This is a genomic window from Agromyces capsici, assembly GCF_058349965.1.
Window position 1 is genome coordinate 2,938,532 of record NZ_JBYRET010000001.1, and the last position, 19,877, is coordinate 2,958,408.

Consider the following 19,877-nt stretch of genomic DNA (forward strand, 5'->3'; position numbering starts at 1 on the left):
GGGCCGAGGAACGAACGAGGGCGGATGTCGCGGCGCGTGCCGCGGCATCCGCCCTCGTCGTCGCGTCAGACCGCGCGCAGGACCGCGACGACCTTGCCGAGCACCTCGGCCTGGTCGCCGAGGATCGGCTCGAACGCGGAGTTGCGGGGGAGCAGCCAGGTGTGGCCGTCGCGCTGGCGGAGCACCTTGACCGTGGCCTCGCCATCGAGCATGGCGGCGACGATCTCGCCGTTCTCGGCCGTCGGCTGCGAGCGCACCACGACCCAGTCGCCGTCGCAGATGGCCGCGTCGACCATCGAGTCGCCGACGACCTTGAGGATGAACAGCTCGCCCTTGCCGACGAGCTGGCGGGGGAGCGGGAACACCTCCTCGACCTGCTGCTCGGCGGTGATCGGCACGCCGGCCGCGATGCGGCCCACGAGCGGCACCATCGCGGCGTCGCCCACCGGCGCGGCCGCGACGTCGGACGGACGGGGTTCGGTGCCCGGCACGTCGATGAGCACCTCGAGGGCGCGCGGCCGGTTGGGGTCGCGGCGGAGGTAGCCGGCGAGCTCGAGCTGGTTGAGCTGGTGCGTCACGCTCGAGAGCGAGGACAGCCCCACTGCGTCGCCGATCTCGCGCATGCTCGGCGGGTAGCCGCGATCGGCGACCGAACGGCGGATCACCTCGAGGATCGAGAGCTGCTTCGCGCTGAGCGTCTTGCGTCGACGCGACCGGCCGCCCGCGCCGCGTGCCTGGTCGATGTCGATGCTCACGGTGTCGCCTCTCGTCTCGGCCGCCGTCGGCCCGGATCTCGTGATGTCGGTGGTCGGTGCTGGACTGTCCCCGACATTCGAAACTGTATCCGCCTCGCACGCACGCGACAAACATCCGTTCGAGTGTGTCGCGGAATCAGGCCCGGAATCCCATCCTTCGGGTCCTTGCAGGTTCGATTGTTCGAAGATATATTCGGAACACAGCTTCGCATCCGGCCCTCCCGGCCGAGGGTCGGATGCGGGGCTATCGGGGAGGTGCGGAATGAGTGCAGTGCTGATCGGAACGACCGTCGCGGGTCCGGCGTTGCCCGACCTCGCCCCAGCCGCGACGCGCACGCGACTCCGCCTCACGCGTCGGGGTCGCGTGGTGTTCACGGCGCTCGCGGCACTGCCGATCGCGATCGGCGTGCTCCTCGGCTCGCTCGCCTCGGGCGGCGCGGTCGCCGGCATCGACGACGGCACGGGTCCGGCGGTCTTCGACACCGTCGTGGTCGGAGCCGGCGACACGCTCTGGGGCATCGCCGAATCCATCGCCCCCACGGCCGACCCGCGCGAGGTGATCCACGAGATCATGCAGCTCAACGGGCTCCGCGACCCCGTCGTGCAGCCCGGCCAGCGCCTCGCGCTGCCGGTCGTCGAGTAGCGTCGAGCGGCGCGCCGCCGCGCCGACCCGCGCCTACCGCCGTCGGCGCCGCCGAAACCTCGCGTCGGCCGCCGATACCATTGATCGGTGACGAGTCTCGACGACCTCCCCATCCGCGACGACCTCCGCGGCAAGTCCCCGTACGGTGCACCGCAGAAGGTCGTCCCCGTCGCGCTGAACGTCAACGAGAACACGCACCCGATCCCCGAAGACGTCGCGCACGACATCGTCGCGCGCGTCGCGGCCGCGATCATCGGGCTCAACCGCTACCCCGACCGCGAGTTCACCGAGCTGCGCACCGCGCTCGCGCGGTACCTCGGCCACGGGCTCGAGCCGGCGCAACTGTGGGCGGCGAACGGGTCGAACGAGGTGCTCCAGCACATCCTGCAGGCCTTCGGCGGGCCGGGGCGCCGCGCGCTCGGATTCGCGCCCACCTACTCGATGTACGGGCTGCTCGCCTCGGGCACCGGGACCGAGTGGATCACCGCTGAGCGCGACGCCGACTTCGAGCTCTCGCCCGAGACCGCCGTCGCGGCGGTCCGTCGTCACGACCCCGACATCGTGCTGCTCTGCGCTCCGAACAACCCCACCGGCACTCCGCTGTCGCTCGCGGCGATCGCGGCGGTCGCCGACGCCGCTCGGGGCGTCGTCGTGGTCGACGAGGCGTACTTCGAGTTCGCCGACCCCGGCACGCCGAGCGCGCTCACGCTGCTCGAGGGCCGTCCGCGGCTGCTCGTCTCCCGCACGATGAGCAAGGCGTTCGCGTTCGCCGGGGCGCGGGTCGGCCACCTCGCCGCCGACCCGGCCGTCGTCGACGCGCTGCGGCTCGTGCGTCTGCCGTACCACCTTTCGGCGCTGACGCAGGCCGCGGCGCTCGGCGCGCTCGCCCACTCCGACGAGATGCTCGCGATGGTCGACGAGATCCGGTCGCAGCGCGACCGCATCCTGCGCGAGCTCGACGCGCTCGGGTACCGGCCGTACCGCAGCGGGGCGAACTTCGTTCTCTTCGGCGGCGTCGACGACCCGCACGCCGTCTTCGAGGCGCTGCTCGAACGCGGCATCCTCATCCGCGAGATCGGCCTGCCCGGCTGCCTGCGCGTCACCGCGGGCACCGAGGCCGAGACCACGGCCTTCCTCGAGGCGATGGCGGCGTTCGCGCCCGTCCGCGCCGTCGCGCCCTGATCACCGTCACGACCCCTGAATAGGATGACCGCATGACCACCGATCGCCCCGCCCGCACCGCGCGCGTGCAGCGCGAGACCAGCGAGTCGAGCATCGACCTCTCGATCGACCTCGACGGCACCGGCACGAGCGACATCGAGACGAGCGTGCCGTTCTACGACCACCTCCTCACCGCGTTCGCGAAGCACTCGCTCACCGACCTCACCGTGCGCGCGAAGGGCGACATCGAGATCGACGTGCACCACACCGTGGAGGACGTCGGGATCGTGCTCGGCACGGCGATCCGCCAGGCGCTCGGCGACAAGCGGGGCATCTCCCGGTACGGCGACGCGCTCGTCCCGCTCGACGAGGCGCTCGCGCAGGCCGTCGTCGACATCTCGGGTCGCCCCTACCTCGTGCACACGGGCGAGCCGGCCGGATTCGAGTTCCACCTCATCGGCGGGCACTTCACCGGCTCGATGGTGCGGCACGTCTTCGAGGCAATCACCTTCCACGCCGCGCTCACCGTGCACGTCAACGTGCTCGGCGGCCGCGACCCGCACCACATCGCCGAAGCCGAGTTCAAGGCCTTCGCGCGCGCGTTCCGCCAGGCGAAGGCGTACGACCCGCTCGTCACCGGCATCCCGTCGACGAAGGGCGCCCTGTGACGGCCGTGCGCCGTGTTGCCGTGCTCGACTACGGATCGGGCAACGTGCACTCGGCCGCGAAGGCGCTCGAGCGAGCCGGCGCCGAGGTCGAGCTCACGGCCGACCGCCGGGTCGCGATGGAGGCCGACGGCCTCGTGGTGCCCGGCGTCGGGGCGTTCGCGGCCGTGATGGACCAGCTCCGCGCCGTTCGCGGTGACGAGCTCGTCGACCGTCGACTCGCGGGCGGGCGACCCGTGCTCGGCATCTGCGTGGGCATGCAGGTCATGTTCGAGCGCGGAATCGAGCGCGGCGTCGACACCGAGGGCCTCGGCGAGTGGCCGGGCATCGTCCGCGAGCTGCCCGCCGAGGTGCTCCCGCACATGGGGTGGAACACGGTCGAACCCGACCCGGGCTCCGTGCTCTTCGAGGGCATCGAGGGCGAGCGGTTCTACTTCGTCCACTCCTACGCCGCGCAGGAGTGGCACCTCGACGTCATGCCGCCGTTCCCGCAGCCGGCGCTGACCTGGGCCGAGCACGGCGGACGCTTCCTCGCCGCCGTCGAGAACGGCCCGCTGTCGGCGACGCAGTTCCACCCCGAGAAGTCGGCGGAGGCCGGCATCCGCCTGCTGTCGAACTGGATCCGCTCGCTCGGCTGACGCCGGCGGGCCCCGGTTCGTCATGGGCGCCGCGGCACGGCGCGGTGCGGACTAGGATGCTGTGACTGTGCCGAAGTCGCGATCTGCGCGGCATCCGATTCGAGGACAGTGATGAGTGAGTTCAGCAAGACCCCCCGCCTGGTGCTGCTTCCGGCGGTCGATGTGGCCGGGGGCAAGGCGGTCCGCCTGACGCAGGGCGAAGCGGGAACCGAGACCAACTACGGCGACCCCGTCGACGCGGCGAGCGACTGGGCCGAGCAGGGCGCCGAGTGGATCCACCTCGTGGACCTCGACGCCGCCTTCGGCCGCGGCTCCAACGCCGGCGTGCTCAAGAAGGTGATCCGCCAGGTCCGCGGCGTGAACGTCGAGCTCTCCGGCGGCATCCGCGACGACCGCTCCCTCGAGCACGCGCTCGAGATCGGCGCCAAGCGCATCAACCTCGGCACCGCGGCCCTCGAGAACCCCGAGTGGGCGGCGTCCGTCATCGCGCAGTACGGCGAGGCAATCGCGATCGGTCTCGACGTTCGCGGCCACACGCTCGCCGCCCGGGGCTGGACCAAGGACGGCGGCGACCTCTGGCAGGTCATGGACCGCCTCGAGGAGGCCGGCGCCGCACGCTACGTCGTGACCGACGTGACGAAGGACGGCACCCTCCAGGGCCCGAACCTCGAGCTGCTCAGCCAGATCATGGAGCGCACGCGTCGTCCCGTCGTCGCGTCGGGCGGGGTCTCGAGCCTCGACGACATCGCCGCCCTGCGCCAGCTCGTGCCGCAGGGCCTCGAGGGCGCCATCATCGGCAAGGCCCTCTATGCGGGCGCGTTCACGCTGCCCGAGGCGCTGGATGTCGCATCCCACTGACCCTGCCGCGGACTCGGCCGGTCGCCCCTGGGCGGGCCGGTCGTTCCAGGCCAACCCGCACGCGGCCGACGACGGGCGGATGCCCGAGGAGCTCGCCGCGGCGCTCGCGCGGTTCCGTTCGGGCGACGGGGGCCAGGCCGACGTCGTCGCGGCGTTCGGTCGCGCCCGGCTGCTGATCCCCCTGCTCGCGGAGCTCGGCGAGGGGGCGACCGAGATCGGGGCCCACGGCCATGCGATCGACAAGAGCCAGGAGCTCTCGATCGTCACCGTCGAGGGTCCCGACGGGCGCCGCGTGCTCCCCGTGTTCGGCTCCGTCGACGCGATGGCTCGCTGGAATCCGGCCGCACGACCGGTCCCGGCCGACGGCGTGCGTGTCGCGCTCGCCGCGGCCGACGACGGCACCGAGCTCGTGGTGCTCGATCCGGGCTCGGGGACCGAGTTCGTGCTGCGCCGGCCCGCGGTGTGGTCGGTGGCGCAGCAGCAGCCGTGGCGGCCGCCGTTCGAGGCCGAGGCGGTGCGCGCCGCGTTCGACCGCTCGATCGCGGGCGAGCTCGCCGTGCTGGGGGTCGAGCTCGAGGCCGGCGATCCCGACGCGCGCCTCGCGGGTCCCGAGCTCGTGATCCGGCTGCGCCTCGTCGCCGGGCTCACGCGCACCGAACTGGATGCCACGACCACGCGGCTCGCGCGCCGCTGGTCCGAGGAGGACGCGATCGCGACCGGCGTCGATTCACTGGCCGTCCGGCTCGTCGCCGACGCGCCGCCCGCATCGCCGGCCTGACCCTGTCGTTCCGCCTGCCGACGTGACCTGCCCGCCCTGGGCGGCGTCGATTGACGGACCCTGCGCGGCGGGGCAGGATCGGGATGCGCGACGGCGCGCGGGAGGGGTGGACCATGCCCGACGAGCACGCCGGGGCCGCCCCGGCCGCCCCGGCCCCCGACTTCAGGCCGCACGACGAGGCGCTGCTCGAGCTCGCGCACCGTCACGCCGCCGAGTGGCTCGACTCGCTGCCCGAGCGGCCGGTCCCGCCGCGCGCGACCACCGATGAGGTCGCGGACGCGCTCGGACGCGACCTGCCCGAGCACGGGGAGGCGGCCGACGAGGTCATCGAGCGCCTGGCCGAGCGCGTCGAGCCCGGCCTCATGGCGACGGGCTCGCCGCGCTTCTTCGGGTGGGTGATCGGCGGCGCGCACCCGGTCGCGCTGGCCGCCGACTGGCTCGTCTCCGCGTGGGACCAGAACACCGCGCTGCGCGTGCTCGCCCCCGGTGTCGTCGCCGCCGAGGAGATCGCGGGCGCGTGGGCGGTCGAACTGCTCGGCCTGCCTCCCGGCAGTGCGGTGGGGTTCACGACCGGCGCCACGACCGCGCAGACGGTCGCGCTCGCCGCGGCGCGCGACGAGGTGCTCCGCCGTGCCGGGTGGGACGCCGGGCGCGACTACCTCGCCGGCGGTCCGCGCGTCCGGTTCATCGTCGGCGAGGAGCGCCACGGGACGGTCGACCTGGCGGGCCGGTACGTCGGGCTCGGCGAGCCGACCACCGTGCCGAGCGACGAGCAGGGGCGCATCCGGATCGACGCGCTGCGCAGCGCGCTCGCCGCCGGCGACGGCCCGGCGATCGTGGTGCTCCAGGCCGGCAACATCCACTCGGGCGCGTTCGACGACCTCAGGGCCGGGATCGCGGCGGCCCACGACGCCGGGGCGTGGATGCACGTCGACGGCGCGTTCGGGTTGTGGGCGGCGGCGTCGCCGGGGCTGCGCCATCTCGTCGAGGGCGTCGAGGCGGCGGACTCCTGGTCGACCGATGCCCACAAGACGCTGAGCGTGCCCTACGACTGCGGCATCGCGGTGGTCGCCGACGCGCGGGCGCTGACTCGGGCGATGGGCATCCACGCCAGCTACCTCCAGGCCGACGGCGTCGTCGCCGATCCGCACGACACGGTGCTCGAACTCTCCCGGCGGGCCCGCGGCGTCCCGACCTGGGCGGTGCTGCGCCACCTCGGCCGTGACGGCGTCGCCGCGCTGGTCGACCGGCTCGCCTCGTCGGCGCGCGCGATCGCGGAGGGCGTCCGCGCGTTGCCCGGCATCGAGGTGCTCAACGACGTCGTGTTCACGCAGGTCTGCATCACGCTCGAGGACGACGCGTCGACCGAGGCGCTCAGCGCACGGCTCCGGGCCGACGGCGAGGTCCTGGCGATGACCTCGCGCTGGCATGACCGCGCCGTCGTGCGGTTCTCGGTGAGCAACTGGGGCACGGATGCCGCGCAGGCGCGCCGCACGGTCGCCGCCGTCGAGCGCGCGCTCGCCGCGGTGCGCGCGGGCGGATGACGCGCCCGGCGCCCGGGCGCAACCCGGCGCTTGTGTCGGTGGCATCCGCTTGAATGGGGGGATGACCGGGGCGCTCGATTCGTTCGCGCCCGCGACGCGGGCGTGGTTCACCGAGTCGTTCCGCGAGCCCACGGCCGTGCAAGACGAGGCCTGGCGCGCGATCTCGCGCGGCGAGCACGCGCTCGTCGTCGCGCCGACCGGTTCGGGCAAGACGCTCGCGGCGTTCCTCTCGGCGATCGACCGGCTGCACCACGCGCCGCCGCCCGGCGTCGACGCCGCGACGGGCGAGATCGCCGACGCGGCGCCGCGGGCCACGCGCGTGGTCTACCTCTCGCCGCTCAAGGCGCTCGGCGTCGACGTCGAGCGCAACCTCCGCTCGCCGCTCGTGGGCATCGCCCGCACCGCCGCGGCGCTCGGCGTCGAGGTGCCCGAGGTCTCGGTGGGCGTCCGCTCGGGCGACACGTCGCCGACCGACCGGCGCGCCCTCGTCAAGCGGCCGCCCGACATCCTCATCACCACGCCCGAATCGCTCTTCCTCATGCTCACCTCGCAGGCGCGCGAGACGCTCGCCGCCGTCGAGACCGTGATCGTCGACGAGATCCACGCGCTCGCGGGCACGAAGCGCGGAGCGCACCTCGCGCTCTCGCTCGAACGGCTCGACGAGCTGACCGCCGCACCCGTGCAGCGCATCGGCCTGTCGGCGACCGTGCGCCCGCACGACGAGGTGGCGCGCTTCCTCTCGGGCACGCGACCGGTCTCGATCGTCGCCCCCGCGTCGGGCAAGAAGTTCGACCTCCGGGTGACCGTGCCGGTCGACGACCTCGCCGACCTGTCGGGCGAGACCGGCGGCTCGGTGTGGCCGCACGTCGAGGAGGCGATCCTCGACGAGGTGCTCGCGCACCGGTCGACGATCGTGTTCGCGAACTCCCGCCGCCTCGCCGAGCGGCTCACGGCCCGGCTCAACGAGCTGTGGGCCGAGCGCACGGCCGAACCGGTGCCCGAGCTCGAGGCGGTCGGGGCGCCGCGTCGCCCGGCCGCCGAGCTGCCCGGGGCGTCGGGCATCACGGCGGGCGCCGAGCCGATCATAGCGCGCTCGCACCACGGCTCGGTGAGCAAGGAGGAACGCGCGCTCGTCGAGGCCGACCTCAAGGCGGGCCGGCTGAAGTGCGTGGTCGCGACCTCGAGCCTCGAGCTCGGCATCGACATGGGCGCCGTCGACCTGGTGATGCAGGTCGAGTCGCCGCCGTCGGTCGCGAGCGGCCTGCAGCGCATCGGCCGCGCCGGCCACCAGGTGGGCGAGGTCTCGAAGGGGCTGATGTTCCCGAAGCACCGGGCCGACCTGCTGCACTCGGCGGTCGTGGCGGAGCGGATGGTCGCGGGCGCCATCGAGCCGCTGCGGATCCCGGCCAACCCGCTCGACGTGCTCGCGCAGCAGACCGTCGCGGCCGCCGCCGTCGACGAGTGGGAGGTCGAGCACTGGTTCGACGTCGTCCGGCGGGCCGCGCCGTTCCACACCCTCCCGCGCTCGGCGTTCGACGCGACGCTCGACCTGCTCGCCGGGCGGTACCCGTCCGATCGCTTCGGCGAGCTGCGGCCGCGCCTCGTGTGGGATCGCGACGCCGGCACGATCACGGGCCGCCGCGGCGCGCAGCGGCTCGCGGTCACGAGCGGCGGCACCATCCCCGACCGCGGGCTCTTCGGCGTCTTCATGATCGGCGACGCCGGCCCCGGCCGGCGGGTCGGCGAGCTCGATGAGGAGATGGTCTACGAGTCCCGCGTCGGCGACGTGTTCGCGCTCGGCGCGACGAGCTGGCGCATCCAGGAGATCACGCACGACCAGGTCCTGGTCTCGCCCGCGTTCGGCGAGCCCGGGCGCCTGCCGTTCTGGAAGGGCGACGGCATCGGGCGGCCCGCCGAGCTCGGCGAGGCGATCGGCGGATTCATCGGCGAGCTGGCCGGCGCCGAGCCGTCCGCCGCCCTCGAGCGCTGCGAGGCCGCCGGCCTCGACGAGCGCGCCGGGGCGAACCTCGTGCGCTTCGTCGCCGACCAGCGCGAGGCGACCCGCGTGGTGCCCGACGCGGTCAACCTGGTCGTCGAGCGCTTCCGCGACGAGCTCGGCGACTGGCGCGTCGTCCTGCATTCGCCGTACGGCATGCGCGTGCACGCGCCGTGGGCGCTCGCGGTCGACGCGCGCGTGCAGGAGCGGTTCGGCATCGAGTCGCACGCGGTCGCCAGCGACGACGGCATCGTGCTGCGCCTGCCCGACACGGCCGACGAGCCGCCGGGCAGCGAGCTGTTCGAGTTCGACCCGGCCGAGCTCGCGCAGCTCGCGACCGAGCGCGTGGGCGACTCGGCGTTGTTCGCCTCCCGGTTCCGCGAGTGCGCGGCGCGGGCCCTGCTGCTGCCGCGCCAGAACCCCGGTCGCCGTTCGCCGCTCTGGCAGCAGCGGCAGAAGGCGTCGCAGTTGCTGGAGGTCGCGCGCGACTATCCCGACTTCCCGATCGTGCTCGAGGCCGTGCGGGAGTGCCTGCAAGACGTCTACGACCTGCCGGCGCTGACGGCGATCGCCGAGCGCATCCGCGCCCGTCGCATCCGCTTCGTCGACGTCGCGACCGACACCGCGAGCCCGTTCGCGGCGAGCCTGCTGTTCGGATACGTCGGCGCGTTCATGTACGAGGGCGACGCACCTCTGGCCGAGCGCCGGGCGGCTGCCCTCTCGCTCGATCCCGGCCTGCTCGCCGAGCTGCTCGGCACCGTCGAGCTCCGCGAGCTCCTCGACCCGATCGTGGTCGAGGAGACCGAGCGGATGCTCCAGCGGCGCCATCCCGACCGACTCGCGAAAGGCGAGGAGGGGGTCGCCGACCTGCTCCGCGAGCTTGGACCGCTCACCGCCGACGAGGTGGACGACCGGGTCGACGAGCAGACCGATGCCGCGGCATCCGTCGACGCGCTCGTCGCCGCCCGGCGCGCGGCCCGGGTCGGGTTCGCCGGCACCGGGTGGATCGTCGCGGTCGAAGACCTCAGCCGCCTGCGCGACGCTCTCGGCGTGCCCATCCCTCCGGGGCTGCCCGAGGCGTTCGGCGAGGCCGTGCGCGACCCGCTCGGCGACCTCGTCAGCCGCTACGCGCGCACCCACGGGCCGTTCACGACCCAGGCGGTGGCCGACCGGTTCGGCATCGGGGTCGCCGTCGCGCACGCCGCGCTCGGCCGGCTCGCGGGCGAGAGGCGTCTCGTCGAGGGGGCCTTCCTCCCGCACGGCTCGGGCGCCGAGTGGTGCGACGCCGAGGTGCTGCGCAGGCTGCGACGGCGCTCGCTCGCGGCGCTGCGCGAGGAGGTCGAGCCCGTCGCGCCGCGCGAGTTCGCGCGGTTCCTGCCCGACTGGCAGCACGTCGGCGGGCGCCTCCGCGGCGTCGACGGCGTCGCGGCGGTCGTCGAGCAGCTCGAGGGCGTGCGCATCCCGGCGTCGGCGTGGGAGTCCTTCGTGCTGCCGGCGCGGGTCGGCGACTACCGGCCCGAGATGCTCGACGAGCTCACGGCGAGCGGCGAGGTGCTCTGGGTGGGCCAGGGCTCGCTCGCGGGCGATGACGGCTGGGTGAGCCTGCACCTCGCCGACACGGCGAAGCTCACGATGCCCGCGCCCGTCGACCAGCCGCTCGACGCGCTCGAGACCGAGCTGCTCGCAGCGCTGGGCGGTGGCGGCGCGTTCTTCTTCCGGCAGCTCGCCGACGCCGTCGGCGCGACCGACGATGCGCCCGTGATCGACGCGCTGTGGCGTCTGGCGTGGGCGGGGCTCGTCACCAACGACACCTTCGCGCCCGTCCGCGGCCTGCTCACGGGCGGAGGCGCGCACAAGACCAAGGCGCCGACCCCGCGCGCGAGGCTCCGCGGACGGTCGCTGTCGCGCCGCGCGCTCGCCTCGGCGGCCGCGGCCGCCGAGGGCGCCCGCAGCCCCCGATCGGCGCCGCCTCGCGCCGCCGGGCGCTGGTCCGTCCTCCCCGTGCCGAGCGATGCGGCGACGCCGCGCGCCCACGCCCTCGGCGAGACGCTGCTCGAGCGGTACGGCGTCGTCACGCGCGGCTCGGTCGTCGCAGAAGACATCCTGGGCGGGTTCGCGCTCGCCTACCGCACGCTCGCGGGCTTCGAGGAGACCGGGCGCGTGCGCCGCGGGTACTTCATCGACGGGCAGGGCGGCGCCCAGTTCGCCACGAGCGCCGCCGTGGACCGGCTCCGGCAGGCGATGGCGGGCGGCGCCGTCGCGCTCGCCGCGACCGATCCCGCGAACCCGTTCGGCGGGGCGCTCGAGTGGCCCGAGCCCACCGCGCCGCTCGGGCACCGGCCCGCGCGGAAGGCGGGCGCGCTCGTCGCGATCGTCGATGGCGAGGCGGTGTTCTACCTCGAACGCGGCGGGCGCACCGCGCTCGTCTTCGACGACGACGACGAGGTGCTCGCCGCCGCGACGACCGCGCTGGCCGAGGCGCTCTCGCGGGCGCGCGGCGCACGGTTCCGCGTCGAGTCGGTGAACGGCCAGGGGGTCTACGGCTCCGTGCTCGAGTTGCCGCTGCGTGCGGCCGGGTTCCGCGAGACGCCGCAGGGCCTGCGCTTCGATGCGAGGAGCTGAACGGCATGCCCGAGGGTGACACCGTCTACCGCGCCGCGAACCGTCTCGACGCTGCGCTGGCCGGTCGTGTCGTGACCCGCAGCGACCTCCGGGTGCCCGCCTACGCGACCGTCGACCTCTCGGGCGAACCCGTCCACTCCGTCGCCAGTCGCGGCAAGCACCTGCTCATGCGCATCGGCGACGTCGTGCTGCACACCCACCTCAAGATGGAGGGGGAGTGGCGCGTGCTGCGCCCCGGCCAGAAGTGGCCGCGACCCGCCCACCGCGCCCGCGCGATCATCGAGACGGCCGATGCCGCGGCGATCGGCTTCGACCTCGGCCTCGTCGAGGTCTTCCCGGCCGCGGAGGAGGCCGATCGGCTCGGCTACCTCGGCCCCGACCTGCTCGGCCCCGACTGGGATGCCGCGGAGGCCGTGCGCCGGCTCGCCGCCGCGCCCGACGTCCCCGCGGTCGTCGCGCTCGGCGACCAGTGCAACCTCGCCGGGCTCGGCAACGTGCTCGTCAACGAGGTGTGCTTCCTGCGCGGCATCCGGCCCGACCGGCCCATCGGCGAGGTCGACCTCGTGCCGACCGTCGACCTCGCGCGCCGCGTCATCCACGCGAACCGCGACCGCCTCGAACGCACGACGACCGGCGACACGCGGCCGGGCCGGCGGCTCTGGGTGTACGGCCGCGAGGGCGAGCCCTGCCGCCGCTGCGGCACGCGCATCCGGCACACGCGACTCGGCCGCAACGACGTCGAGCTCCGGGAGACCTACTGGTGTCCGAGCTGCCAGCCGTAGACCCCGATGTGCTGGTCGAGGAGCGCCGAAAGGCGCGTCTCGAGACCCGTCAGCTGACCGGGCCGGTGTACTTCTCGCCCGGGCCCTGGCCGATCGGGTCGGGGATCGTGGAGGCCTCGCGGAAGGCGAGCTGCAGCGACCGGAGACCGTCGCGCAGGGAGCGCGCGTGCATGTCGCTGATCTCGGGCGCCCCGGCGGTGATGAGCCCGGCGAGCGCGTTGATGAGCTTGCGCGCCTCGTCGAGGTCGGTCTGCGACGCGGGGTCGTCGGCCAGCCCGACCTTCACGGCCGCCGCGCTCATGAGGTGCACCGCCGCGGTCGTGATGACCTCGACCGCGGGCACGTCGGCGATGTCGCGGGTCGCGTCGGCGACGGCCTGCTCGGCGTCGCCGGCGGCGACGTGGTCGGCGTGCTCGGGCGCACGCGTGGACTCGGGCGAAGGTTCGCTCACCGGGGGATTCCTCTGCTAGACTACTGCGGGCTCCGGGGCCAGTCCCCGGTACGAAAGTGGAGAGACTCCCACCCGCGCATACCGCTTCATCAAGGTTACCGGGTCGTTCGCACTCCGCTTCCCCGCTCCGGCGGGGGAGCAGCCAGGGTGCCGCATGAGCCCGCGGTGGAATTCCGCGGGCGTCATCGCGTGGATTTCCGCTCTCGTCATCGGGCGGCATCCGTCTCCCGATGAGCTGAGAACACAGTTCGAGTAGAGGAGACACGCATCAGCGATCCGCGTACCAATGACCGTATCCGCGTCCCCGAGGTCCGCCTCGTGGGCCCTGGCGGAGAGCAGGTCGGCGTCGTGAAGATCGAGGTGGCACTGCGGCTCGCGCAGGAGGCCGACCTCGATCTCGTCGAGGTCGCGCCGAACTCCCGTCCGCCGGTCGTCAAGATCATGGACTACGGCAAGTACAAGTACGAGGCTGCGCAGAAGGCGAAGGAAGCCCGGCGCAACCAGGCGAACACGATCCTCAAGGAGGTCCGGTTCCGCCTCAAGATCGACAAGCACGACTACGAGACCAAGATGAAGCGCGCCATCGGCTTCCTCAAGACCGGTGACAAGGTCAAGGCGATGATCCTGTTCCGCGGTCGCGAGCAGTCGCGTCCCGAGATGGGCGTGCGCCTGCTCCAGCGCTTCGCGGAGGATGTCGCCGAGTACGGCACCGTCGAGCACAACCCCACGATCGACGGCCGCAACATGGTCATGGTCATCGCTCCTCTCAAGAACAAGTCCGAGGCCAAGGCCGAGGCGAATGCACAGCGTGCTGCGGCGAAGCAGCGCCCGGCGGCCGAAGCCGAGGGCGAGTCGTCGCAGACGGCCGAGGCCACCGAGGCCTGAGGCCAGCACCCCCGTCCGCCACTCGCGTGGCGGCAGAACCAAGGAGAAACACGAGATGCCGAAGCAGAAGACCCACTCCGGGTCCAAGAAGCGCTTCAAGGTCACCGGCAGCGGCAAGATCAAGAAGCAGCAGGCCGGTATGCGGCACAACCTCGAGGGCAAGTCCTCGGTGCGCACCCGCCGTCTGAACCAGGACAAGGTCGCCTCGGCGCCCGACACCAAGGTCATCAAGAAGCTGCTCGGTCGCTGAGCGACGAGACCCGATAAGGAAGTAACAGAGCAATGGCAAGAGTGAAGAGGGCGGTCAACGCCCACAAGAAGCGTCGGGTCATCCTGGAGCGCGCCGAGGGCTACCGCGGCCAGCGTTCGCGCCTCTACCGCAAGGCCAAGGAGCAGGTCACCCACTCGCTGGTCTACTCGTACAACGACCGCCGCAAGAAGAAGGGCGACTTCCGTCGCCTCTGGATCCAGCGGATCAACGCCGCTGCGCGCCAGAATGGCATCACGTACAACCGCCTCATCCAGGGCCTCGGCCTCGCCGGCATCGAGGTCGACCGTCGCATCCTCGCGGAGCTCGCCGTCAACGAGCCGGCGGTCTTCGCCGGTCTCGTCGAGGCGGCCAAGAAGGCCCTCCCGAGCGACGTGAACGCTCCGAAGAGCGCGGCCTAGTCCGCCTCTGCGTCACCTGAACGGCCCGGCCCCCTCCTGGGGAGCCGGGCCGTTCGGCGTCGCCACGACGGACGTCCGGGGCGCGGCGCCCGCGCCGTGGCATCCGACGTCAATAGACTGGCGGCATGCTCGAGAACCCGAGGTCGCCGCGAGTACGGGCCGTCGCGAAGCTCGCGAAGAAGCCCGCGCGCGTCGAGACGGGCATGTTCCTGCTCGAGGGGCCGCAGGCGGTCGCCGAGGCGCTGACCTTCCGCCCGCAGATCGTGGTCGAGCTGTACGCCACGCCGACCGCGCTGGAGCGGTACGCCGATATCGGCGACACCGCGATCGACGCGGGCGTCGACGTCGAGTACGTCTCCGAAGAGGTGCTGAACGCGATGGCCGACACGGTCACGCCGCAGGGCTTCGTCGCGGTGTGCCACCAGTTCCCCACCGCCGTGAAGGATGTCTTCGCGTCCGGGCCGAGGCTCGTGGCGATCCTCGAGGAGGTGCGCGACCCCGGCAACGCGGGGACCATCGTGCGGGCCGCCGATGCCGCGGGCGCCGACGCCGTCGTGTTCACCGGGCGCGCGGTCGACCTGTACAACCCGAAGGTCGTGCGCTCGTCGACCGGTTCGATCTTCCACCTCCCGGTCGCGGTGGGCGCCGAGCTCGAGGACGTGCTCGCGCGTGCGCGGGAGGCGGGGCTGACGATCCTCGCCGCCGACGTCAAGGGCGAAGACCTGCTCGAGGCCCGACGCGACGGCGTGCTCGCCCGCCCGACCGCCTGGCTGTTCGGCAACGAGGCGCACGGGCTGCCCGATGCGAAGCTCGCCCTCGCCGATCGCGTCGTGACCGTCCCGATCTACGGGAACGCCGAGTCGATGAACCTCGCGACGGCGGCCTCGGTCTGCCTGTACGAGAGCGCGTTCGCGCAGCGCAGCTGAAGTCACGAATCGGTAACCCCCCGCTCGGGCGGTGGCCGCGACCCCCGCCGGAGCCCTAGTTTTGGGGGTATGCCTCCGGCCGACACCGCACCAGCAACGTCGAACATCTCGGTCCGTCGCGGGGAACCGCTCGTGATCGTCGATCACGTCGACAAGCACTTCGGCGACCTCCACGTCCTGAACGACATCAACACCGTCGTCAACCGCGGCGAGGTGGTCGTCGTGATCGGCCCGTCCGGGTCCGGCAAGTCGACCCTGTGCCGCGCCATCAACCGCCTCGAGACCATCGACTCGGGCACGATCACGATCGACGGCCAGAAGCTGCCCGAAGAGGGCGCCGGGCTCGCGAAGCTGCGCGCCGACGTCGGCATGGTCTTCCAGTCGTTCAACCTCTTCGCGCACAAGACCGTCCTCGAGAACGTCACCCTCGCGCCCATCAAGGTGAAGCGGATGTCGCGCAAGGACGCCGATGCGAAGGCCATGGAGCTCCTCGAGCGCGTGGGCGTCGCCAACCAGGCCAAGAAGATGCCGGCCCAGCTCTCGGGCGGCCAGCAGCAGCGCGTCGCCATCGCCCGGTCGCTCGCCATGAACCCGAAGCTCATCCTCATGGACGAGCCGACGAGCGCGCTCGACCCCGAGATGATCAACGAGGTGCTCGACGTCATGGTCGGCCTCGCCGAGCAGGGCATGACGATGATCGTGGTCACCCACGAGATGGGCTTCGCCCGCAAGGCCGCCGATCGCGTGCTGTTCATGGCCGACGGCCGCATCGTCGAGGAGGCGCCGCCGGCGCAGTTCTTCGACCACCCGCAGTCCGACCGCGCGAAGGACTTCCTGTCGAAGATCCTCGAGCACTAGACCTCCGCGGCCACGAGCGGCGGGGAACCCGAACGAACCACGAGAGAAGAGGCACGACATGAGACGCAGCAGAATCGCACTGGTCGCCGCGGCGGCCGCCACGGCGCTCCTGTTCAGTGGTTGCGCCGGCGAGACCGCCGCCCCCGGGGGCGACGAGGCCGAGCCGAGCGTCGAGGAGACGCCCGAGTTCGAGGAGGGCACGACGATGGCCACGCTGGCCGAGGCCGGCTCGATCACCATCGGCACCAAGTTCGACCAGCCGCTGTTCGGACTCGTCGGCCCCGACGGCGTGCCCGTCGGCTTCGACGTCGAGATCGGCAAGATCATCGCCGGCAAGCTCGGCATCTCGCCCGACAACATCGAGTGGGTCGAGACCGTCTCGGCGAACCGTGAGCCGTTCATCGAGAACGGGCAGGTCGACATCGTCGTCGCGACGTACACGATCAACGACAAGCGCAAGGAGGTCATCGACTTCGCCGGGCCGTACTTCCTCGCCGGTCAGTCCATCCTGGTGCTCGAGGACAACGACACGATCGAGAGCGAGGACGACCTCGTCGGGCAGCCGGTCTGCTCGGTCACGGGCTCGACCCCGGCCGCCAACCTCGCGGCGCTCGGCGCGCAGGTCATCGAGACCGACACGTACAGCAACTGCCTCGAGCCCGTGCGCAGCGGCCAGGCCGTGGCCGTGTCGACCGACAACGTGATCCTCGCCGGCCTGGTCGACCAGAACCCGGGTGAGTTCAAGATCGTCGGCGACCCGTTCACCGAGGAGCCCTACGGCATCGGCCTGAAGAAGGGCGACGACGACTTCCGCACCTTCATCAACGACGTGCTCGAGGAGTCCTACGAGGACGGCACGTACGAGGAGGCGTGGGACGCCACCGCCGGCACCGTTCTCGAGTTCCGCGACCCGCCCGCCGTCGACCGGTACTGATCGACTCCCAGGTCCGGGCGCCGTCCTGACGGCGGCGCCCGGACCCCGGGTCGGCTCCGACCCGACCGGACAGGAAGGACACGCGTGGACGCGGTCTTCGACAACCTGCCCCTGTACCTCCAGGGCTTCGGCACGACGCTGCTGCTCCTGGTCGTCTCGGGCCTCGCGGCGCTCGTGATCGGCACGCTCATCGCGGCGATGCGCATCTCGCCCGTGGCCTCGCTGCGGGGGTTCGCGACGGTCTACACCGAGCTGGTGCGCAACACGCCGCTCACGCTCGTGCTGTTCTTCTGCGCGTTCGTGCTCCCGCAGCTCGGCTCGCGCCTCGACTACGTCACCGCCGCGATCATCGGCCTGTCGGTCTACACGTCGCCGTTCGTCGCCGAGGCGCTGCGCTCCGGAGTGAACGGCGTGCCCGTCGGCCAGGCCGAGGCGGCGCGCAGCGTCGGCTTCGGATTCTCGCAGACGGTCGGGCTCATCGTGCTGCCGCAGGCGTTCCGTATGACGATCCCTCCGCTCATCAACGTGTTCATCGCGCTGACGAAGAACACCTCGGTCGCCGGCGGCTTCTTCGTCGTCGAGCTCTTCGCGGTCGGGCGCACGCTCTCCAACGCCCGCGGCGACCAGGTCATCGCGATCCTCCTGGGCGTCGCCACCTTCTACCTGCTCATCACCGTGCCGCTCGGCCTGATCGCGGCACGACTCGAACGACGTTGGGTGGTGCAGCGATGACCGGATCGAGCGTCCTCTTCGACGCGCCGGGCCCCGTGGCCCGACGCAACTCCCTGATCGCCTCGATCGTCGGCGGACTCGCCATCGCCGGCGGCCTGCTCTGGGTGGTCCTCACGCTCGCCGCGCCGCGCGGAGACCTGCCCGGCTACTTCGATCCGTCCCGCTGGGACATCTTCGCCGACCCCACGGTCTGGCGCTACATCTTCGTCGCGGGCGTGTGGGGAACCCTGCGGGCGGCGCTCACCGCCGCCGTCCTCGCGCTCATCCTCGGCATCGTGTTCTCGCTGCTCCGAAGCGCGCAGCGCCCGTGGATCCGGATCCCCACCGCGGTCGTCCTCGAGTTCATCCGCGGCATGCCGGTGCTGCTGATGATGCTGTTCATCCTGCTGGTGCTCAACACCGGGTCGTTCTGGGCGGTCGTCGCGGCGCTCGCGCTCTACAACGGCGTGCTCATCGGCGAGGCGCTCCGCGCCGGCCTCGCGGCGCTGCCGCGCGGACAGCGCGAGGCGGGTCTCAGCCTCGGCATGCGCTCGATGCAGTCGAAGATGCTCATCGAGTTCCCACAGGCGTTCCGCCAGATGCTGCCGATCATCATCGCCCAGCTCGTCGTGCTGCTGAAGGACACGTCGCTCGGCTACATCGTCGGCTACGTCGAGCTGCTGCGCGTGAACATGAACCAGTTGGCGAGTTTCTACGGCAACTACTACCTGTTCTCGTTCTTCATCGTCACGCTCGTGCTGTACCTGGCGATGAACCTCTCGCTGTCGTGGTTCGCGCGGTGGGTGGCCAAGCGCACGGCGCGCAAGACGGGCCGCCCGGTGCCGAACCCGGAGGATGAGGATCAGGCCCTGCTGCAGGCGCGGGCGATCGCGGAGTCCAAGCAGATGGGGCAAGGGCCGATCTGAACGTCGCGGCTCGCCCACTAGACTCGTTCTTCGTGTCCGAGCCCCTCCAGATCACCGAACCGGCCGTCCAGGCCGCCGTCGATGCGGCGCTCGCGGCGATCGCCGCGGCCGGCGACTCCGCCGCGCTGAAGTCCGTCCGCGCCGAGCACACCGGCGAGAAGTCGACGCTCGCGCAGCTCAACGCGTCGCTGCGCAGCGTGCCGAACGACCAAAAGGCCGCCCTCGGCAAGCTCGTCGGCTCCGCCCGCGGCCGCGTGAACCAGGCGTTCGCCGCGCGCGAGGCCGAGATCGTCGAGGCCGAGGCCGAGGCGCAGCTCGCCGCCGAGGCGGTGGATGTCACGGCGCTGCCGTCGCGATTCACGCCGGGCGCGCGCCATCCGCTCGCCCTGCTGCAGGACCGCGTGTGCGACGTGTTCACCGGCATGGGATGGGAGATCGCCGAGGGCCCCGAGGTCGAGAGCGAGTGGTTCAACTTCGACGCGCTCAACTTCGACGCCGACCACCCGGCGCGCGCGATGCAGGACACCTTCTTCGTCGACCCGCCCGAGGCGCACCTCGTGCTGCGCACCCACACGAGCCCCGTGCAGGTGCGCTCGATGCTCGAGCGCGAGGTGCCGATCTACGTGCTCGCGCCCGGACGCGTGTACCGCACCGACGAGTTCGATGCGACGCACCTCCCGGTCTTCATGCAGTTCGAGGGCCTCGCGGTCGACAAGGGCCTCACGATGGCGCACCTCAGGGGCACGCTCGACCACTTCGTGAAGTCGATCTTCGGCGACGAGGCGAAGATCCGCCTGCGCCCGAGCTTCTTCCCGTTCACCGAGCCCAGCGCCGAGCTCGACTTCTGGCACCCGACCTTCAAGGGCGGTGCGCGCTGGATCGAGTGGGGCGGCTGCGGCATGGTGCATCCCAACGTGCTCCGCGCCGCGGGCATCGACCCCGAGGTGTACACCGGCTTCGCCTTCGGCATGGGCATCGAGCGCGGGCTCATGCTCCGCAACGACGTCCAGGACATGCGCGACATGGCCGAGGGCGACATCCGCTTCTCACAGCAGTTCGGAATGGTGGTCTGAGA

Annotated in this window: 20 protein-coding genes; 18 read left to right on the forward strand and 2 right to left on the reverse strand. The window is 72.3% G+C overall.

Features of this window, described 5'->3' with window-relative positions; translation table 11 throughout:
* Positions 1-65: 65 nt before the first annotated feature.
* The gene (lexA, locus tag AC3RKB_RS13685) at positions 66-743 is read right to left on the reverse strand and encodes a transcriptional repressor LexA (RefSeq protein ID WP_491436832.1); all 678 of its coding nucleotides are present in this window, start codon (positions 741-743) and stop codon (positions 66-68) included.
* Positions 744-1,017: 274 nt separating this feature from the next.
* Here lexA and AC3RKB_RS13690 point away from each other — a divergent pair, with 274 nt between their 5' ends.
* The 9 genes from AC3RKB_RS13690 to AC3RKB_RS13730 all read left to right on the forward strand — a co-directional run bounded on the left by AC3RKB_RS13690 (position 1,018) and on the right by AC3RKB_RS13730 (position 12,442).
* Complete coding sequence (locus AC3RKB_RS13690; protein ID WP_491436689.1) at positions 1,018-1,398, forward strand: LysM peptidoglycan-binding domain-containing protein; 381 nt, start codon at positions 1,018-1,020, stop codon at positions 1,396-1,398.
* Between the two features lie 87 nt (positions 1,399-1,485).
* Positions 1,486-2,580, forward strand: coding sequence for a histidinol-phosphate transaminase (locus AC3RKB_RS13695; protein ID WP_491436690.1), 1,095 nt, complete (start codon positions 1,486-1,488; stop codon positions 2,578-2,580).
* Between the two features lie 32 nt (positions 2,581-2,612).
* Positions 2,613-3,227, forward strand: coding sequence for an imidazoleglycerol-phosphate dehydratase HisB (gene hisB / locus AC3RKB_RS13700; protein ID WP_491436691.1), 615 nt, complete (start codon positions 2,613-2,615; stop codon positions 3,225-3,227).
* A complete protein-coding gene (hisH, locus tag AC3RKB_RS13705) occupies positions 3,224-3,862 on the forward strand; it encodes an imidazole glycerol phosphate synthase subunit HisH (protein WP_491436692.1) in 639 nt (212 codons plus the stop codon). The genes hisB and hisH overlap by 4 nt, the downstream gene beginning before the upstream one ends.
* A 111-nt stretch (positions 3,863-3,973) precedes the next feature.
* Positions 3,974-4,720: a bifunctional 1-(5-phosphoribosyl)-5-((5-phosphoribosylamino)methylideneamino)imidazole-4-carboxamide isomerase/phosphoribosylanthranilate isomerase PriA gene (priA, locus tag AC3RKB_RS13710; RefSeq protein ID WP_491436693.1), complete on the forward strand. Its 747-nt coding sequence runs from the start codon at positions 3,974-3,976 to the stop codon at positions 4,718-4,720.
* Positions 4,704-5,498 (forward strand): SseB family protein, encoded by a 795-nt coding sequence (locus AC3RKB_RS13715; protein ID WP_491436694.1) that lies wholly within the window; start codon positions 4,704-4,706, stop codon positions 5,496-5,498. The genes priA and AC3RKB_RS13715 overlap by 17 nt, the downstream gene beginning before the upstream one ends.
* Positions 5,499-5,611: 113 nt before the next feature.
* Positions 5,612-7,042 carry a pyridoxal phosphate-dependent decarboxylase family protein gene (locus AC3RKB_RS13720; protein WP_491436695.1) on the forward strand — a complete coding sequence of 477 codons (1,431 nt, stop codon included), beginning with the start codon at positions 5,612-5,614 and terminating at the stop codon, positions 7,040-7,042.
* Positions 7,043-7,103: 61 nt separating this feature from the next.
* Positions 7,104-11,660, forward strand: a complete 4,557-nt coding sequence (locus tag AC3RKB_RS13725; protein WP_491436696.1) for an ATP-dependent helicase — start codon at positions 7,104-7,106, stop codon at positions 11,658-11,660.
* 5 nt (positions 11,661-11,665) lie between these two features.
* Complete coding sequence (locus tag AC3RKB_RS13730; RefSeq protein WP_491436697.1) at positions 11,666-12,442, forward strand: DNA-formamidopyrimidine glycosylase family protein; 777 nt, start codon at positions 11,666-11,668, stop codon at positions 12,440-12,442.
* Between the two features lie 49 nt (positions 12,443-12,491).
* Here AC3RKB_RS13730 and AC3RKB_RS13735 read toward each other — a convergent pair whose 3' ends face one another.
* Positions 12,492-12,893 (reverse strand): DUF1844 domain-containing protein, encoded by a 402-nt coding sequence (locus AC3RKB_RS13735; RefSeq protein WP_491436698.1) that lies wholly within the window; start codon positions 12,891-12,893, stop codon positions 12,492-12,494.
* A 267-nt stretch (positions 12,894-13,160) separates the two neighbouring features.
* On the opposite strand from AC3RKB_RS13735, the gene infC reads away from it, so the two are divergent.
* The 9 genes from infC (at position 13,161) to pheS (ending at position 19,875) form a co-directional block, all read left to right on the forward strand.
* On the forward strand, positions 13,161-13,778 hold the full coding sequence (gene infC, locus AC3RKB_RS13740) for a translation initiation factor IF-3 (protein ID WP_491436834.1): 618 nt from the start codon (positions 13,161-13,163) through the stop codon (positions 13,776-13,778).
* A 55-nt stretch (positions 13,779-13,833) separates the two neighbouring features.
* Positions 13,834-14,028, forward strand: a complete 195-nt coding sequence (rpmI, locus tag AC3RKB_RS13745) for a 50S ribosomal protein L35 (protein ID WP_067949205.1) — start codon at positions 13,834-13,836, stop codon at positions 14,026-14,028.
* A 32-nt stretch (positions 14,029-14,060) separates the two neighbouring features.
* Complete coding sequence (gene rplT / locus AC3RKB_RS13750) at positions 14,061-14,447, forward strand: 50S ribosomal protein L20 (protein WP_491436699.1); 387 nt, start codon at positions 14,061-14,063, stop codon at positions 14,445-14,447.
* Between the two features lie 125 nt (positions 14,448-14,572).
* A complete protein-coding gene (locus AC3RKB_RS13755; protein WP_491436700.1) occupies positions 14,573-15,373 on the forward strand; it encodes a TrmH family RNA methyltransferase in 801 nt (266 codons plus the stop codon).
* Between the two features lie 69 nt (positions 15,374-15,442).
* Positions 15,443-16,231 carry an amino acid ABC transporter ATP-binding protein gene (locus tag AC3RKB_RS13760; RefSeq protein ID WP_491436701.1) on the forward strand — a complete coding sequence of 263 codons (789 nt, stop codon included), beginning with the start codon at positions 15,443-15,445 and terminating at the stop codon, positions 16,229-16,231.
* Between the two features lie 58 nt (positions 16,232-16,289).
* The gene (locus tag AC3RKB_RS13765) at positions 16,290-17,165 is read left to right on the forward strand and encodes a glutamate ABC transporter substrate-binding protein (protein ID WP_491436702.1); all 876 of its coding nucleotides are present in this window, start codon (positions 16,290-16,292) and stop codon (positions 17,163-17,165) included.
* A gap of 84 nt (positions 17,166-17,249) precedes the next feature.
* Entirely contained in the window at positions 17,250-17,897 is a 648-nt protein-coding gene (locus tag AC3RKB_RS13770; RefSeq protein WP_491436703.1) for an amino acid ABC transporter permease, read from the forward strand.
* A complete protein-coding gene (locus AC3RKB_RS13775; RefSeq protein WP_491436704.1) occupies positions 17,894-18,802 on the forward strand; it encodes an amino acid ABC transporter permease in 909 nt (302 codons plus the stop codon). The genes AC3RKB_RS13770 and AC3RKB_RS13775 overlap by 4 nt, the downstream gene beginning before the upstream one ends.
* Before the next feature lie 32 nt (positions 18,803-18,834).
* The gene (gene pheS, locus AC3RKB_RS13780) at positions 18,835-19,875 is read left to right on the forward strand and encodes a phenylalanine--tRNA ligase subunit alpha (RefSeq protein ID WP_491436705.1); all 1,041 of its coding nucleotides are present in this window, start codon (positions 18,835-18,837) and stop codon (positions 19,873-19,875) included.
* Positions 19,876-19,877 lie beyond the last annotated feature (2 nt).